The sequence below is a fragment of the Buttiauxella gaviniae genome, from assembly GCF_040786275.1.
Classification (GTDB): Bacteria; Pseudomonadota; Gammaproteobacteria; order Enterobacterales; family Enterobacteriaceae; genus Buttiauxella; species Buttiauxella gaviniae_A.
The window spans coordinates 3,404,108-3,420,883 of record NZ_JBFMVT010000002.1 but is presented as its reverse complement, the minus strand read 5'-3'; the positions used below and the strand labels follow the sequence as shown (position 1 = coordinate 3,420,883).

11 protein-coding genes are annotated in these 16,776 nt (G+C 51.7%); 5 read left to right on the top strand and 6 right to left on the bottom strand.

What is annotated here, in order from left to right; translation table 11 throughout:
* Positions 1 to 20: 20 nt before the first annotated feature.
* The 5 genes from serS to lrp form a co-directional block, all read right to left on the bottom strand.
* Complete coding sequence (gene serS, locus AB1E22_RS16425) at positions 21 to 1,313, bottom strand: serine--tRNA ligase (protein WP_367596300.1); 1,293 nt, start codon at positions 1,311 to 1,313, stop codon at positions 21 to 23.
* Positions 1,314 to 1,407: 94 nt separating this feature from the next.
* Complete coding sequence (locus AB1E22_RS16420) at positions 1,408 to 2,751, bottom strand: replication-associated recombination protein A (protein ID WP_367596299.1); 1,344 nt, start codon at positions 2,749 to 2,751, stop codon at positions 1,408 to 1,410.
* Between the two features lie 8 nt (positions 2,752 to 2,759).
* Positions 2,760 to 3,371 carry an outer membrane lipoprotein chaperone LolA gene (lolA, locus tag AB1E22_RS16415; protein WP_367596298.1) on the bottom strand — a complete coding sequence of 204 codons (612 nt, stop codon included), beginning with the start codon at positions 3,369 to 3,371 and terminating at the stop codon, positions 2,760 to 2,762.
* Positions 3,372 to 3,531: 160 nt separating this feature from the next.
* A complete protein-coding gene (locus tag AB1E22_RS16410) occupies positions 3,532 to 7,350 on the bottom strand; it encodes a DNA translocase FtsK 4TM domain-containing protein (RefSeq protein ID WP_367596297.1) in 3,819 nt (1,272 codons plus the stop codon).
* A 122-nt stretch (positions 7,351 to 7,472) separates the two neighbouring features.
* Positions 7,473 to 7,967: a leucine-responsive transcriptional regulator Lrp gene (gene lrp, locus AB1E22_RS16405; protein ID WP_000228469.1), complete on the bottom strand. Its 495-nt coding sequence runs from the start codon at positions 7,965 to 7,967 to the stop codon at positions 7,473 to 7,475.
* Positions 7,968 to 8,469: 502 nt separating this feature from the next.
* Here lrp and trxB point away from each other — a divergent pair.
* From trxB to infA, 5 genes are all read left to right on the top strand, one after another.
* Positions 8,470 to 9,438: a thioredoxin-disulfide reductase gene (trxB, locus tag AB1E22_RS16400; RefSeq protein WP_367596296.1), complete on the top strand. Its 969-nt coding sequence runs from the start codon at positions 8,470 to 8,472 to the stop codon at positions 9,436 to 9,438.
* 166 nt (positions 9,439 to 9,604) lie between these two features.
* Positions 9,605 to 11,371 (top strand): heme ABC transporter permease/ATP-binding protein CydD, encoded by a 1,767-nt coding sequence (gene cydD, locus AB1E22_RS16395; protein WP_367596295.1) that lies wholly within the window; start codon positions 9,605 to 9,607, stop codon positions 11,369 to 11,371.
* Complete coding sequence (gene cydC, locus AB1E22_RS16390; RefSeq protein ID WP_367596294.1) at positions 11,371 to 13,092, top strand: heme ABC transporter ATP-binding protein/permease CydC; 1,722 nt, start codon at positions 11,371 to 11,373, stop codon at positions 13,090 to 13,092. Before cydD ends, cydC begins: the two co-directional genes overlap by 1 nt.
* Positions 13,093 to 13,151: 59 nt before the next feature.
* Positions 13,152 to 13,850 carry a leucyl/phenylalanyl-tRNA--protein transferase gene (gene aat / locus AB1E22_RS16385; protein WP_367596293.1) on the top strand — a complete coding sequence of 233 codons (699 nt, stop codon included), beginning with the start codon at positions 13,152 to 13,154 and terminating at the stop codon, positions 13,848 to 13,850.
* A 285-nt stretch (positions 13,851 to 14,135) separates the two neighbouring features.
* Positions 14,136 to 14,354, top strand: a complete 219-nt coding sequence (gene infA / locus AB1E22_RS16380; protein WP_002211347.1) for a translation initiation factor IF-1 — start codon at positions 14,136 to 14,138, stop codon at positions 14,352 to 14,354.
* 146 nt (positions 14,355 to 14,500) lie between these two features.
* On the opposite strand, the gene clpA is transcribed toward infA, so the two are convergent.
* Positions 14,501 to 16,774 carry an ATP-dependent Clp protease ATP-binding subunit ClpA gene (clpA, locus tag AB1E22_RS16375; RefSeq protein ID WP_367596292.1) on the bottom strand — a complete coding sequence of 758 codons (2,274 nt, stop codon included), beginning with the start codon at positions 16,772 to 16,774 and terminating at the stop codon, positions 14,501 to 14,503.
* Positions 16,775 to 16,776 lie beyond the last annotated feature (2 nt).

Below are 16,776 nucleotides of genomic sequence, written 5' to 3'. Positions count from 1 at the left end.
AATAAAACAGCACAAATGCATTAGCCGATGAACTCAAGCCCTTTCATGTACGGGCGTAACACTTCAGGAACTTCAATACGACCATCTGCTTGCTGGTAGTTTTCCAGTACAGCGACGAGTGTACGGCCTACTGCCAGACCAGAACCATTCAGGGTATGCACCAGACGGGTTTTCTTATCGGATTTACTGCGGCAGCGAGCTTGCATGCGACGCGCCTGGAAATCCCACATGTTGGAACAAGATGAGATTTCGCGATAGGTATTTTGCGCAGGTAACCACACTTCCAGATCGTAAGTTTTGCAAGCACCGAAGCCCATATCACCCGTGCAAAGCAATACTTTGCGGTATGGCAGGTTCAGCAATTGCAGTACTTTCTCGGCATGACCAGTCAGTTCTTCCAACGCATCCATGGAATCTTCCGGACGCACGATCTGAACCATTTCGACTTTATCGAACTGGTGCATACGAATCAGACCACGAGTATCACGACCATAAGAACCTGCTTCAGAACGGAAGCACGGTGTATGAGCGGTCATTTTCAGCGGCAGTGAATCGTCGTCAAGAATTTCATCACGCACCAGGTTGGTCAACGGAACTTCTGCCGTTGGAATCAGTGCATAGTTGCTGGCATCGGCTTCTTCTTCCAGCGGACGCGTATGGAACAGATCCCCTGCAAATTTAGGCAATTGGCCTGTGCCAAACAGCGTGTCGTGATTCACCAGATACGGCACATAATTTTCAATGTAACCATGCTGCTCGGTGTGTAAATCGAGCATGAACTGGCTCAGGGCGCGGTGCATACGAGCAACTTGCCCCTGCATCACCACAAAGCGAGAACCGGTCAATTTTACCGCAGAGGCAAAATCCAGACCTTTAGACATTTCGCCCAGAGTGACGTGATCGCGCACTTCGAAATCGAACTTGCGTGGTTCACCCCAACGGCTGACTTCCACGTTTTCGCTATCGTCTTTACCGTTCGGTACGCAGTCGTCTGGCATATTCGGGATCGCCAGCGCGATATCACGGATTTGTGCCTGCAACTCGTCGAGTTCAACTTTCGCTGCATCTAACTCTTCGCCGAGCTGGTTAACTTCCAGACGCAACGGCTCGATATCTTCCCCACGCGCTTTCGCCTGGCCGATGGATTTCGATCGTGAGTTACGCTCAGCCTGCAGATTTTCCGTTTTTACCTGCAAAACTTTACGACGCTCTTCTAAGGAGCGCAGCGTTTCTACATCCAGCTTGAAGCCTCGGCGTGCCAGTTTTTCAGCGACTGCGTCTGGCTCTGTACGCAGTAGATTGGGATCGAGCATGCTTATCCTGTGCTTATCGAATTAAATGAAGGGGATAGCGGTCACAGCCTGCAACCGCTTTGATAGTCTTGCTAACCTTACCGCAACGTCTGCTTTAGCGGTAGCGTTTTGTCGGGCTATTTTGATCCTGTTCAGCAAGCCAGGCGAGCTTTTCACCAATCTTGCCTTCAAGACCTCTGTTTGTCGGCTGATAGTAGCGTGTTTGTGCCATTTCCTGCGGGAAGTAGACCTCACCTGAAGCATAAGCATTAGGCTCGTCGTGGGCGTAGCGGTATTCCTGCCCGTAACCCATTTCTTTCATCAGTTTGGTCGGTGCATTACGCAGATGAACAGGAACGTCATAATCCGGGCGCTCACGGGCATCCGCCATTGCCGCCTTGAATGCCGTGTAAACCGCATTACTTTTGGGTGCGCAAGCCAGGTAAACGATGGCCTGAGCAATTGCACGCTCACCTTCCGCCGGGCCAACGCGAGTGAAACAATCCCATGCCGCAATAGCCACCTGCATACCACGGGGATCGGCATTCCCCACATCTTCAGAGGCAATCGCCAGTAAGCGGCGAGCCACATATAGCGGATCGCCGCCCGCAGTAATAATACGCGCATACCAGTACAGCGCCGCATCGGGGGATGAACCGCGAACCGATTTGTGTAAGGCAGAAATCAGATCGTAGAAACGGTCGCCTTTATTATCGAAGCGCGCGCTGCGCTCACCTGCAATTTCAGTTAACAACGCAATGTGCAGAACACGCTGACCGCTGGCATCAATTTCAGCCATATCAGCCATCATTTCTAACGTATTCAATGCGCGACGGGCATCACCATTGACCAGCTCTGCGATCGCAAGACGCGTCTCATTTGGCAAAAGAATATTCTGCCCACCGTAGCCGCGCGCAGCATCACTCATCGCTTGATCGAGCACTTTCTCAATATCTTCAGTGGTGAGGGACTTGAGCAAGTAAACGCGAGCGCGCGACAGAAGTGCTGAATTCAGTTCGAACGAAGGGTTTTCGGTCGTTGCCCCAATAAATGTGATGGTGCCATCTTCAATATGAGGCAAAAACGCATCTTGCTGGCTTTTGTTGAAGCGATGCACTTCGTCAACAAACAGAATTGTGCGCCGCCCGGCATTGCGATTTTGACGCGCTCGCTCTATCGCTTCACGGATCTCTTTTACACCTGAAGTAACAGCAGAAATGCGTTCTACATCCGCATCGGCATAGTGAGCAATCACTTCAGCTAGCGTCGTTTTGCCGGTACCCGGCGGCCCCCACAAAATCATTGAATGGAGATGCCCTGCTACGATTGCTTTAGGAAGCGGCTTGCCGGGTGCAAGGAGATGTTGTTGACCGATATACTGCGCGAGGTTCTCCGGCCGCATACGCGCGGCCAGAGGCTGGAAGGTATTTTCAGAAAAATCGAGCGACAGGTTGCCCACTCATACCTCTACTTACGTTGGTCGTCCACCGTCACGCCTTTAGGCGGGGTAAACGTAAACTTACTCATATCCACCGCACCATTTTGCTGAGTTTTCAACGCATAGTTACTGCGTTGATCGTCTTGCTCAATCGCACTGAACTGATGGATAGTCCCGTCACGGCCGACATTAATCGTGAACTGCTTGAGGTTCCCGGCGCTGGTTTTTGGCGTCAGGACAAAATCATCACCGTTTTGTTTGATGTTATATTGCTGCCAGTCACTGCTTTGGTTACGTGCAATCAACATAAACGGTGTGTTGCCCGTTGCATCTTTCAGCCAGGTCGCACTCACTTGTTCAACAAACGGATTGTAGAACCATAATGTTTTACCGTCTGACACCAGAATACTTTCATCGGGCTGAGTCATATGCCAGTTGAACAGGTTCGGGCGCTTAACCCATAAATCACCCTGACCTTCCTGAACAGCCGCCCCGCTGCCATCCGTCACTTTCTGAGTAAAACTGGCGTGGAAGCTGCTGACTTTATCCAGACGCGCTTTTAGATCGCCTGCGGCATCAGCCCAAGCGGCGGTTGCCGTCAATGCAGTCAACAAAGCACAAGTAATAGCGATTTTTTTCATTATGATCCCTTTAAATTCATGCGCCACAAAGCGACTGCACTGTGGCTTTCTGTTGCCCACTTTAATGGAGAGCAAATGAAGGGCAACAGAAGAAAAAGCTGATTTTCCGGTAATTTACCCTTCTTTGCAAAAGAGCCGCAACAGCGACTCTTTGCAAGAATTACTCGAATGGCGGTGGCGCAAGCACTTCACGGTTACCGTTATGCCCCTGCGGGCTCACAATACCTTGCGCTTCCATCTGCTCAACAATGCGTGCCGCGCGGTTGTAACCGATACGGAACTGACGCTGAACACCCGAAATAGACGCTTTACGTTTTTCGACCACAAAAGCGACGGCTTGATCAAACAGCGGATCGAGCTCTTCATCACCGTCAAGACCACCACCTGAACCACCTTCACCTTCGCTATCAGATGTAATACCGGTGATGTATTGCGGACGACCACGCGCTTTCCAGTCCTGAACCACAGCATGCACTTCCTGATCGCGAACAAACGCGCCGTGAACACGCACTGGCAGGGTCGAGTTTGGCCCTGAATAGAGCATGTCACCCATTCCCAGCAGGGATTCAGCGCCGCCCTGATCGAGGATCGTGCGGGAGTCAATTTTGCTCGACACCGTAAACGCAACGCGCGTCGGGATGTTCGCTTTAATCAAACCGGTAATAACATCCACAGATGGGCGCTGAGTTGCCAGCACCAGGTGAATACCTGCGGCACGTGCTTTCTGCGCGAGACGAGCGATCAGCTCTTCCACTTTTTTGCCAACCGTCATCATCAGGTCAGCAAATTCGTCCACCAGAACCACGATATACGGCAGTTTTTCAAGCATTGGATGTGAAACTTCCATGCTGTCGCCTGGTTTCCAGAACGGATCCGGAATCGGGCGGCCCATGCGCTCGGCTTCTAGCACGCGTTCGTTATAGCCCGCCAGATTTCGCACGCCCAATGCAGACATCAGTTTGTAGCGGCGTTCCATTTCATTTACGCTCCAGCGCAATGCATTGGCGGCGTCTTTCATATCCGTAACCACTTCAGTTAACAGATGTGGAATACCTTCATACACTGATAGCTCAAGCATTTTCGGGTCGATCATAATGAAGCGGACTTCATCTGGCGTCGCTTTATACAGCATGCTGAGGATCATGGCATTAACGCCCACGGACTTACCAGAACCGGTGGTACCGGCAACCAGCAAATGCGGCATTTTTGCCAGATCGGCTATGACCGGTTCGCCGCCGATATCTTTACCCAATACGACCGTTAAAGGCGAAGCACTTTCGCGGAATTTAGCGCAATCCAGCACTTCTCGCAGGTAGACGGTCTGGCGCTTTTTGTTTGGAAGCTCCAGGCCGACATAAGGTTTGCCTGGAATAACTTCGACAACACGCACCGCCACCGTTGATAACGAACGCGCAAGGTCACGCGACAAGTTAGAAATACGTGCGGCTTTAACCCCTGGGGCGAGATCGAGTTCAAAACGGGTGATCACCGGACCCGGAGAGTAATCCACCACATCGGCTTTGATGCGGTAATCCGCCAAACGAGCTTCAACAAGGCGCGCCATTTGCTCTAATGCAAACGTGTCTACCGGCTCAATTTCTGCTGGCGGAGAGGTCAGCAAATCCAGAGACGGCAACGGCGTTGTCGGGCGCTGTAAAGGACGATCGTCTCCGTTACGCATTAAGAACGGATGAATCAAACTTTCTTTGATCTGCGGTGCGGCGACCGGTGCAGATTGTGGCTGCACAGGCTGTTGCACTGCTGCCTGCCAGCTTTGTGGCTGTTGGACAGGCGCAGGTTCCTCAACCGGACTCAGCGTGAACAATGGCTCGCTTGGCCCATCGTTGACTAACATTTTCGTAGGCGAAAATTCAAAGTCATCCAGTGTTAATGGGGCATTTCTTACCTGTTGCTGAGCCGGTTGTTGCTCAACGGCCGAATAGCGCTGTTGCTGTTGTGCCGCAAACTGACGCGCTAATTCTGCCTGCTCGGCCTCATCTTCGTCTTGCTGCGATGCGTCTTCTTCATACTCATCGCCATAACGTTGCTGTTGTTGAGCCGCAAACTGACGAGCCAGCTCATGCTGCTGAAGTTCTTCTACCTCATCGGCATAATCATCTTCTTCGTTGTTTATACCATTTTGGCGACGGGCTTCTTCTTCAGCCATGCGCTGCGACGGTAACTTAATTCCGTATGAGGCAAGCTCACGACGCGTCGGCACCCGAACACGATTTGGACGGGGTAATTGCGGGCCTATCCCCTCTTTTACCTGCGGACGCGGTGCATCGGCTGCAATACCAAATACCGGGCTAAATGCACCTGCTGCACCTGCAACTTTTGCTGCCTCTTTAACACCCTGCGGCATTGGCGGCGTCGGTATGACCGGAACTTCAGGCACTACATTAGCGTTGGTTTGCGGCATTGCCGGTGCTTCAACACGCGAGCTGTCCGTTGATAACGTAGATGCAAAGGCCGGAGAGCTGTCGTAGCCGTATGGATCAGGCTTAGGTTCATTGACCGGCTGGTACCAGGCTGCAAGTTGTTCGCGTTCGCGAGCACGCTTCGCTTCAACTTCTTCAAAGTGATAGATAGGCGGGCGTACAGCCGGTTTTATCTCTTCAACAGGTTCAGGTTGAACAACTGTCTCAACCGGAGCGGGTTCATGGTACGCCGGTTCAGAATTTATGGGTTCAAAGTACGAGGGATCATAGTACGTTGGTTCAACCGGAGCTTGCTCAACAACAGGCTGTGCTGCTACGGCCTCTGCCCAATGGGTGGTGACCTGCTGCGGGTGGTATTGATCTGCTTCGCGAGGTGCGTGGTAACTCTCAGGCGCAGGGGCAATAACCGGTTCTGGGGTGACAGGCGTTGGTGCAGGCTCCCACGCTATAGCCAGAGTCTGTTCGACTTCAGGCGCAGGCGCGCTAACCGGAGACACGGTTGCCGTAGGCATGACCGTTGCCGCATAAGCAGGGTTTGCCATTGTCGCGCCGGTAGCCACCGATGCTGCGACTGGAGCAACGATTGACTGGCCGTGCAGGAGCGGATCGTATTCGTCACTTTCAGGCATAGTCGCTTTGTTACCTGAGAATAGGACATCATCTTCCGGTAACGTTGCTTTATTGCCCGAGAACAGAACATCGTCTTCAGCATCATCCATACGCTTACCGGAAAACAGCGCTGAGTCTGTTTTACGTGCATTAGGATTGGCAAATTTCTCAGAGATACGCTGCTTACGTGCTAAGGCACCACGCAAAATGCGCGCACGACGGGATTCGCGCTTTTCTACTGCTGGCGCGTGTTCTTCGTCATGTGCTTCTTCTTCGTCGTCGTAATCGTCGTCCTGCCATGTGTTATCACGGCGTGTGCGGTTGCTGGCAAAAGTCAGCACGCTCAACGTTGCGCTGCCAATTTTCTCAGCAATGCTCACCCACGACCAACCGGTAAACAGCGTTAAGCCTGCAGCCCATACGCACAACAATGCAATAGTTCCGCCGCTACTGTTTAGCACCGGCATCATCGCCGTGCTCAGCAAACTGCCAATGACACCGCCCGAGGCGAAGTACCAGATATCATCGGCGTTAATAGCAGCAAGGCCACAAGCCGTAAGCACCATTGCCAATACGCCAATCAGGCGCAAGGAAACGGCGAAATAATCGATAAACTCTTCGCTATCGCGGTTGCGGTAAGTAAACCAACACGCGCCAATAATAATTATCGGGATGGTGTAGGCCATTACGCCAAAAATGAATAGCAGAGTGTCGGCCAACCACGCACCCGGCATCCCGCCCAAATTATGGATAGGTTCATGCCATGCGGTTTGTGACCAACTCGGATCGGAAGGATTAAAACTGAGCAACGCCCCCATCAAATAGACGGCAAAAATGGCGACAAGAAGCAGTAACGCCTCTAATAAACGACGCCCGCTGCTGAGTTTCCTCAATGTAACTTCTTTTTCTTCGGTGTATTCCTGGCTCAAGTAAGACTCTCCAGGTCCTTAATAAGTATGGAGAGCAACAGCGCCGGGCATTCCCGGCACTGTTGCTGTATGAATTACCAGGAGTGTAACCAAAATACGCAGATTTTGCACCTGGCCCGTTGTTAGCGGGTCTTAATAACCAGACGATTGCTCTGTTTGACCTCTTCCATGACCACATAGGTACGGGTATCGTTCACACCCGGCAGTCGCAACAAGGTTTCGCCTAATAATTTGCGGTACGCTGACATATCAGGTACACGGGTTTTCAACAGATAGTCAAAATCACCGGATACCAAATGACATTCTTGAATTTCTTCAAGTTTTTGAACTGCGGCATTAAATTGCTCAAACACATCCGGTGCGCCACGATTCAGAGTAATCTCAACAAAAACCAGAAGTGATGCATCCAGATAATGCGGGTTCAACAGCGCTGTGTAGCCCTGAATGAAACCCTGTCGTTCCAGACGACGCACGCGCTCAAGGCACGGAGTCGGTGAAAGCCCTACACGCTTCGAAAGCTCGACGTTAGAAATACGCCCATCCTTCTGCAGCTCATTAAGGATGTTGCGATCGATACGGTCGAGATCTTTGCCAGGGCGCTTCTTGCTATCTACCATTATTATTGTCTCTCTGTGTTCCTTCCTTCACCTGCCAAAACCCTGGTAACGTCACTGTTCCGGGTGTACGTGAGAAGACCGGTGCCCAATGGCTGATATCGACATCACTTATGGCGTCTGTCCACGCCATGAGTAGATTTCAATAACCCGGTAAAATTGCATCAGGTATGCGTGATTATTTTACAGCTCTCACACCAAATGTTTTTCTTCCTCGAATGTTTTCGCAAATGCTTAGCGGATTGTCAAAGCAAAACATCGAAATTTAGTGGAACGTGCCATATATCTGGGGCACTTGACGATTATTCATCACTTTAGCTACGTGACTAACTACCCTCGTTAGATGGGTTTTTATGCGCTTTTCATGCATTAACCGTCGCCAATTGGGGGGAGCTATTACACATATAGTTAACACTATTCGCCTACACCGAGGCTGCACCCTTTTTTTACCCCGCCAAATTCCCTACAATCCCTCGATTGTCTGCCAACGAACAATGAGGATCTCATGGGCACCGCTAAACACAGTAAATTGCTAATTCTTGGCTCCGGCCCTGCGGGCTATACCGCAGCAGTCTACGCGGCGCGCGCCAACCTCAAGCCCGTGTTGATTACCGGGATGGAAAAAGGTGGCCAACTGACCACAACGACCGAAGTTGAGAACTGGCCGGGCGATCCTAACGATCTGACGGGCCCTGCGTTAATGGAACGTATGCATGAGCACGCGACCAAATTCGAAACTGAAATTCTGTTCGATCACATCTCTAAAGTTGATCTCCAGAACCGTCCGTTCCGCTTGACCGGCGATAGCGGCGAATACACCTGTGATGCGTTGATCATCGCAACAGGCGCATCTGCTCGGTATTTGGGTCTGCCTTCTGAGGAAGCGTTTAAAGGTCGCGGCGTTTCTGCCTGCGCAACCTGCGACGGTTTCTTCTATCGCAATCAAAAAGTTGCGGTGATTGGCGGCGGAAATACCGCGGTTGAAGAAGCGCTTTATCTGGCAAACATTGCCTCTGAAGTGCATTTGATTCACCGCCGTGACAGCTTCCGCGCTGAGAAAATCCTGATTAATCGCCTGATGGATAAGGTGAAAAACGGCAATATCGTGTTGCACACCGACCGCACTTTAGAAGAAGTGACCGGCGATCAAATGGGTGTCAGCGGCCTACGTCTGCGCGATGTGCACAACACCGACACCATTGAAGAACTGGAAGTTGCAGGCTTGTTCGTAGCTATCGGCCATAGCCCGAACACGGCGATTTTTGCCAATCAGCTAGAGCTGGAAAACGGCTATATCAAAGTGCAATCCGGTATTCACGGCAACGCGACACAAACCAGCATCCCAGGCGTGTTTGCTGCGGGTGACGTAATGGATCATATCTATCGCCAGGCGATTACCTCTGCAGGGACTGGCTGTATGGCAGCCCTGGATGCTGAACGTTATCTCGACGGGTTAGCGGAACAGAATAAGTAATTTCTACATGCTTCCTACCCTTATGATTCGAGTCACAAGGGTGTTGGCTCGAAGGATAGGGGTAGGCGACTGAATAGGTCGCCTTTCTTCTAACTCCGTTGTAACATTGCCCGCAAATTTTGCCTGATAATTCATTATTTACCTGCACTGGCAACGACTGGCATCTATGAACAAAACCCGTCAACAAGAACTTAGCCGCTGGCTAAAACAACAAAGTATTATTTCACGCCGCTGGTTAGGACTTTCCCGCGTATTGGGTCTGGTCAGTGGACTTTTAATTGTTGCCCAGGCCTGGCTGTTAGCCCGGATGTTGCAGCATATGATTATGGATAATATCCCTCGCGAAGCCCTGCTTCTGCTGTTCATTATTTTGATACTGATTTTCGTATTACGTGCCTGGGTGGTCTGGCTGCGCGAAAAAGTCGGCTTCTATGCGGGCGTGCATATTCGCCAGGAAATTCGCCGAAAAGTGCTCGACCGCGTCCATCAAGCGGGCCCCGCCTGGATTCAGGATAAACCTGTCGGCAGTTGGGCTACGCTTGTGCTGGAACAAATCGAGGATATGCACGATTACTATGCGCGTTACCTGCCGCAAATGTCGCTGGCGGTCATGGTGCCGGTGCTTATTCTGGTCGCCATCTTCCCATCAAACTGGGTGGCAGCACTTATTTTGCTATGCACCGCCCCGCTTATCCCGTTATTTATGGCAATGGTGGGAATGGGTGCAGCCGATGCTAACCGTCGTAACTTCCAGGCGCTTGCACGGCTGAGTGGTCACTTTCTTGACCGTCTGCGCGGGATGGAAACGCTGCGTCTGTTTAACCGAGGAAATGCAGAAACCGAAAATATTCGCCTTGCCTCACAGGATTTTCGTCAGCGCACAATGGAAGTGTTGCGCCTGGCGTTCCTTTCATCTGGCGTTCTGGAGTTTTTCGCCTCGCTTTCTATCGCCCTCGTCGCGGTTTACTTCGGTTTCTCGTATTTAGGCGAGTTAAACTTTGGCCACTACAGCACAGGCGTAACGCTTTTCGCCGGTTTCCTGGCCTTGATTCTGGCACCTGAATTTTTCCAGCCGCTGCGCGATCTCGGCACTTTTTATCATGCCAAAGCGCAGGCCGTGGGCGCCGCCGACAGCCTAATGACTTTCCTGGATGCTCCGCTCCAGCAGCGTAAACAGGGCACCGCTCAGTTCAACAATAATGAGCCGATAAACATTGAAGCACGTGATTTAGTTATTCTTTCAACGGAAGAAAAAGTGCTCGCAGGGCCCCTGAACTTCACTCTTTCAGCCAGGCAACGCGTAGTGTTGGTCGGGCAAAGCGGCGCGGGGAAAAGCTCATTACTGAACGTGCTGTCAGGTTTTTTACCCTATCAAGGGCAATTACTGATTAACGGTGTGGAGCTTGCGGAACTGGACCCTACATGGTGGCGCGAGCAAATCAGTTGGGTTGGGCAAAACCCGCAGCTACCGGCGGGGACGATTCGTGAGAACGTACTATTATCCGCGCCCGATGCCAGCGCCGAGCAGTTAACCGCCGCGCTAAATAAAGCTTCGGTCAGCGAGTTCTTGCCGTTGTTGCCGCAGGGAATAGACACCCCGCTGGGTGAATCCGCCGCACGCTTATCTGTTGGGCAGGCACAGCGAGTTGCCGTTGCACGCGCGTTGCTAATGCCATGCGGGTTATTACTGCTGGATGAACCTGCGGCAAGTCTGGATGCCCATAGCGAACAGCGCGTGATGGATGCCTTGAGTGAGGCCTCGCAACAGCAAACCACGCTGATGGTGACGCACCAGTTGGATTACATCAAAGACTGGGATGAAGTTTGGGTGATGCGAGAGGGTCGTATCGTGCAACAAGGGAATTTCGCAGCGCTGGCTTCACAGCCTGGTCCGTTTGCGACATTACTGGCCCATCGTCAGGAGGAAATTTGATGCGCGCTCTACTTCCGTATCTGGCACTTTATTGCCGTCATAAATGGCTCCTCGCTTTAGGTGTGGTGCTGGCAATTATTACGCTTCTGGCAAGCATTGGATTACTGACGCTATCAGGCTGGTTCCTTTCGGCTTCAGCGGTGGTCGGCGTGGCGGGCATTTATAGTTTTAACTATATGCTGCCTGCCGCCGGTGTGCGTGGCGGCGCGATTACGCGTACCGCGGGGCGTTATTTTGAACGCCTGGTGAGCCACGATGCCACGTTCCGCGTTCTTCAGCACTTACGCGTTTCAACTTTTAGCAGACTGCTTCCTCTTTCCCCTGCCGGGCTGGCACGCTTTCGTCAGGGCGAATTGCTTAATCGCCTGGTTGCGGACGTCGACACGTTGGATCACCTTTATCTGCGCGTGATCTCCCCGCTGGTCGGCGCATTTGTAGTAATTGTGGTAGTGACGTTTGGCTTGAGCTGGCTGGATTTGCAGTTGGCGCTTACGCTTGGCGGTATTTTGCTTGCGACCTTAGTCCTGCTGCCGCCGATGTTTTATTACGCGGGTCGCTCGACGGGTGAAGCTATTACCGTTCAACGCGGACAATACCGCCAGCAGCTCACCGCGTGGCTACAGGGTCACGCCGAACTCACCATTTTTGGTGCAACAAAGCGTTATCGCGAGCAGCTTGATCAAACGGAAGATCGCTGGCAAGAAGCGCAGCGTCGCCAGGCGGAACTTACCGCGCTTTCACAAGCCATTATGCTGCTGATTAGCGGTGTAGCCGTCATATTAATGATGTGGATGGCTGCTGCAGGCGTGGGTGGAAATACCACGCCGGGTGCGCTCATCGCGTTATTTGTCTTCTGTGCGCTTGCCGCTTTTGAAGCGCTCGCCCCCGTCACGAGCGCATTCCAACATCTTGGTCAGGTTATCGCTTCTGCGCTACGTGTAACTGAAATCACCAGCCAAAAACCAGAAGTCGTTTTCTCGCAGCAGTCTCATGCCATACCTGAAAGTGTCGCTCTGGAGATTCGCAACCTGAGCTTTGCCTACCCTGAACAGACTCAGATGGCGCTACGTGACGTTTCTCTTAACGTTACGGCGGGTCAGCATGTCGCTATTTTGGGACGCACCGGCTGTGGGAAATCGACGCTGCTTCAGCTTTTGACCCGCGCATGGGAACCGCACCAAGGCGAGATTCGTCTTAACAACGAGGCTCTAAGCCAGTTTGATGAAACCGCTTTGCGCGCGTCTACTAGCGTAGTGTCTCAGCGTGTTCATTTGTTCAGCGCGACATTGCGCGACAACTTGTTACTTGCCGCCCCCGGAGCACATGACGAAGCATTAAGTCATGCGTTAACGCGCGTGGGTCTTGAGAAACTGCTGGGCGATGCGGGTTTAAATAGTTGGCTGGGCGAAGGTGGCCGGCAACTTTCTGGGGGTGAATTGCGCCGCCTGGCGATTGCGCGTGCGTTATTACATGATGCCCCCCTGTTCTTGCTCGACGAACCTACCGAAGGTTTAGACGCAGAAACAGAAAGTCAGGTGCTTGATTTGCTGGCTGAAGTCACGAAAGCGAAAACCGTATTGATGGTCACCCACCGGCTGCGCGGACTGGCTAATTTCGACAACATCATTGTGATGGACAACGGGCAAATTATTGAGCAGGGTAATCACGCCGATCTGATGGCGAGCGGTGGACGTTATTATCATTTCCACCAGCGCCTGTAGGTTTCGTACTTAGTCTATTATCAATAATTATTGCTATTGCTCCCTGGAGTTCAGAAGTCATGCGCCTTATTCAGCTTTCTCGTGACTCAATTGCCTTCCCTTCACCGGAAGGCGCGTTGCGTGAACCTAATGGGTTACTGGCGCTGGGGGGCGATTTAAGCCCCGCTCGCCTGTTGATGGCTTATCAGCGCGGCATCTTTCCCTGGTTTTCACCCGGTGACCCTATTTTATGGTGGTCCCCCGATCCGCGTGCGGTGCTTTTTCCGGAGCAATTTCATCTCAGCCGTAGCATGAAACGGTTTCATCGCCATTCACCCTATCGTGTGACGTTAAACCATGCTTTCGAACGAGTTATTAGCGAGTGTGCTGATGACCGTGATGAAGGAACCTGGATTACGCCAGATATTATTGACGCCTATCTTCGCCTGCATGAGTTAGGCCACGCCCACTCAATTGAAGTTTGGGAAGGCGATGAACTGGCGGGGGGAATGTATGGCGTGGCGCAAGGTGCGCTCTTTTGTGGTGAATCGATGTTTAGCCGCCGGGAAAATGCCTCCAAAACGGCGCTGTTAATATTCTGCCAACACTTTTTAGGCTATGGCGGTAAATTAATTGATTGCCAGGTACTTAATGCGCATACCGCCTCATTAGGTGCGATAGAAATTCCTCGTCGCCAATATCTGGAACATTTGTCGATATTTCGTCCACAACAGCTCGCCGCTTATTGCTGGGTACCACAAATCCTCTCGGAACGATAATGTTTACGGCACAATACAGTTAAGAGTGTTATAATTAGCACCGCAGAGTGAGCTCTGCTCATTACCCCACCGCCGTTTGGGATTAGCTTTAACAGGGATCGCCCATCGTTTATCTCTTCGCAGCCCTCATCGTAAGCGCCAATAGTGCAGCTTTTGAGTGGGTCTTGGGTAATGCGCAAATTGCACTTTCGCTGGTGATTTCACCAACAATTCTTTACATGATACGTGAACTTGGGCATTATCTTGCCGGTTCAAAACTATGGTAGTGATACCCTCGAGGATTAGATGGCCAAAGAAGACAATATTGAAATGCAGGGTACCGTTCTTGATACGTTACCTAACACCATGTTCCGCGTTGAGCTGGAAAACGGGCACGTGGTAACCGCTCATATCTCCGGTAAAATGCGTAAAAACTATATCCGCATCCTGACGGGTGACAAAGTCACTGTAGAGCTGACCCCGTACGACCTGAGCAAAGGCCGCATTGTCTTCCGTAGTCGCTGATAGTTTTATTTAGCGCTGCGTAAACAGGCGGCGTAAACAAATTTAAATAGAAAGGCCAGGTCAATGACCTGGCCTTCTTTTATTGCTTCACTCAGTCTTAATGTAGGTCGGATGTAGCTACGCGAATCCGACCTACAAAAGAGCGATTAGTGCGCAGTTTCCGGCTTATGCTTCTGAGCGCCGTGGAAGTTATAAATCAGTTTCTGATTTTCTTTATCCAGCGCCACCGTCACCTGTCCACCATCCACCAGGGAACCAAACAGCAGTTCGTTAGCGAGCGGTTTTTTCAGGTTGTCCTGAATCACACGCGTCATTGGACGAGCGCCCATTGCACGGTCATAGCCTTTTTCTGCCAGCCAGTCACGCGCTTCCTGACTCACTTCCAGAGAGACACCTTTCTGATCCAACTGCACCTGAAGTTCGACAATAAATTTGTCGACCACCTGGTGGATCACCTCTGTAGAGAGATGGTTGAACCAAATAATGTTATCCAGACGGTTACGGAATTCTGGAGTAAAGATCTTCTTGATCTCTTCCATCGCATCGGTGCTGTTGTCCTGACGGATCAGGCCGATAGACTTACGCTCGGTTTCACGAACACCTGCGTTGGTGGTCATTACCAGAATCACGTTACGGAAATCTGCTTTGCGCCCGTTGTTATCGGTCAGCGTACCGTTATCCATCACCTGCAGCAGCAGGTTAAAGACATCCGGGTGCGCTTTTTCAATTTCATCAAGCAGCAGCACAGAGTGCGGGTGTTTAATCACGGCATCCGTTAACAGGCCGCCCTGGTCGAAACCAACGTAACCCGGAGGTGCGCCAATCAAACGGCTCACGGTGTGGCGTTCCATGTACTCCGACATATCAAAACGCAACAGCTCAATGCCCAGCGATTTCGCCAACTGAACGGTGACTTCCGTTTTACCGACACCCGTTGGCCCGGCAAACAGGAATGACCCGACTGGCTTATGATCGTGCCCTAATCCGGCACGGCTCATTTTGATGGCTTCGGTTAACGCCTCAATGGCTTTATCCTGGCCAAACACCAGCATTTTTAGACGATCGTCCAGGCTGCGCAACGTATCGCGGTCGCTTGCCGAAACGCTTTTCTCAGGAATTCGTGCAATACGTGCAACCACGGTTTCGATGTCAGCGACATTCACCGTTTTCTTCCGTTTGCTCACCGGCATCAGACGACTACGCGCCCCCGCTTCATCGATAACATCGATGGCTTTATCAGGCAGATGGCGGTCGTTGATGTATTTCACAGCCAGTTCTACCGCCGCACGAATCGCTTTCGCGGTATAACGCACGTCATGGTGCGCTTCGTATTTCGGTTTCAGGCCGTTAATAATTTGCACGGTTTCTTCAACGCTTGGCTCAGTAATATCAATCTTCTGGAAACGACGCGCCAGCGCGCGATCTTTTTCAAAGATATTGCTGAATTCCTGGTAAGTTGTTGAACCGATGACGCGAATTTTACCGCTGGAGAGCAACGGTTTAATCAAGTTCGCCGCATCAACCTGCCCACCCGATGCGGCACCCGCACCAATAATGGTATGAATTTCATCAATAAACAGGATGCTATTCTGATCCTGTTCAAGCTGTTTAAGCAGCGCTTTGAAGCGTTTTTCAAAGTCGCCACGGTATTTGGTACCCGCCAGCAATGAACCGATATCCAGCGCGTAAATGGTGCAATCGGCAATCACTTCTGGAACATCGCCCTGCACAATACGCCAGGCAAGCCCTTCAGCAATGGCCGTTTTACCTACGCCAGATTCACCCACTAACAGCGGGTTGTTTTTGCGGCGACGGCACAGTACCTGAATGGCACGCTCAAGCTCTTTCTCGCGGCCAATCAGCGGATCGATCCCTCCCACACGTGCAAGCTGGTTGAGATTGGTGGTGAAGTTTTCCATACGTTCCTCCCCGCCTGCTTGCTCTTCATTGACCGGATTTTCAGCACCCGGTGCCTGATTAGGTTCGTCTTTACGTGTACCGTGAGAGATGAAGTTCACCACATCAAGTCGGCTGACTTCATGTTTACGCAGCAGGTACGCTGCCTGGGACTCCTGTTCGCTGAAGATAGCGACCAGCACATTTGCGCCCGTCACTTCACTGCGACCAGAAGACTGGACGTGGAACACCGCACGTTGCAGCACGCGCTGGAAGCTAAGCGTAGGTTGAGTATCACGCTCTTCTTCACTGGCAGGCAGAACCGGTGTGGTTTGTTCGATGAAGGCCTCGAGTTCCTGTCGTAGCGCCACCAGATCTACACTACACGCTTCCAGCGCTTCGCGAGCCGATGGGTTACTGAGCAAAGCCAGTAACAGATGCTCGACAGTCATAAACTCATGTCGGTGCTCGCGCGCTCTGGCGAAAGCCATGTTTAAACTGAGTTCCAGTTCTTGATTGAGCATAG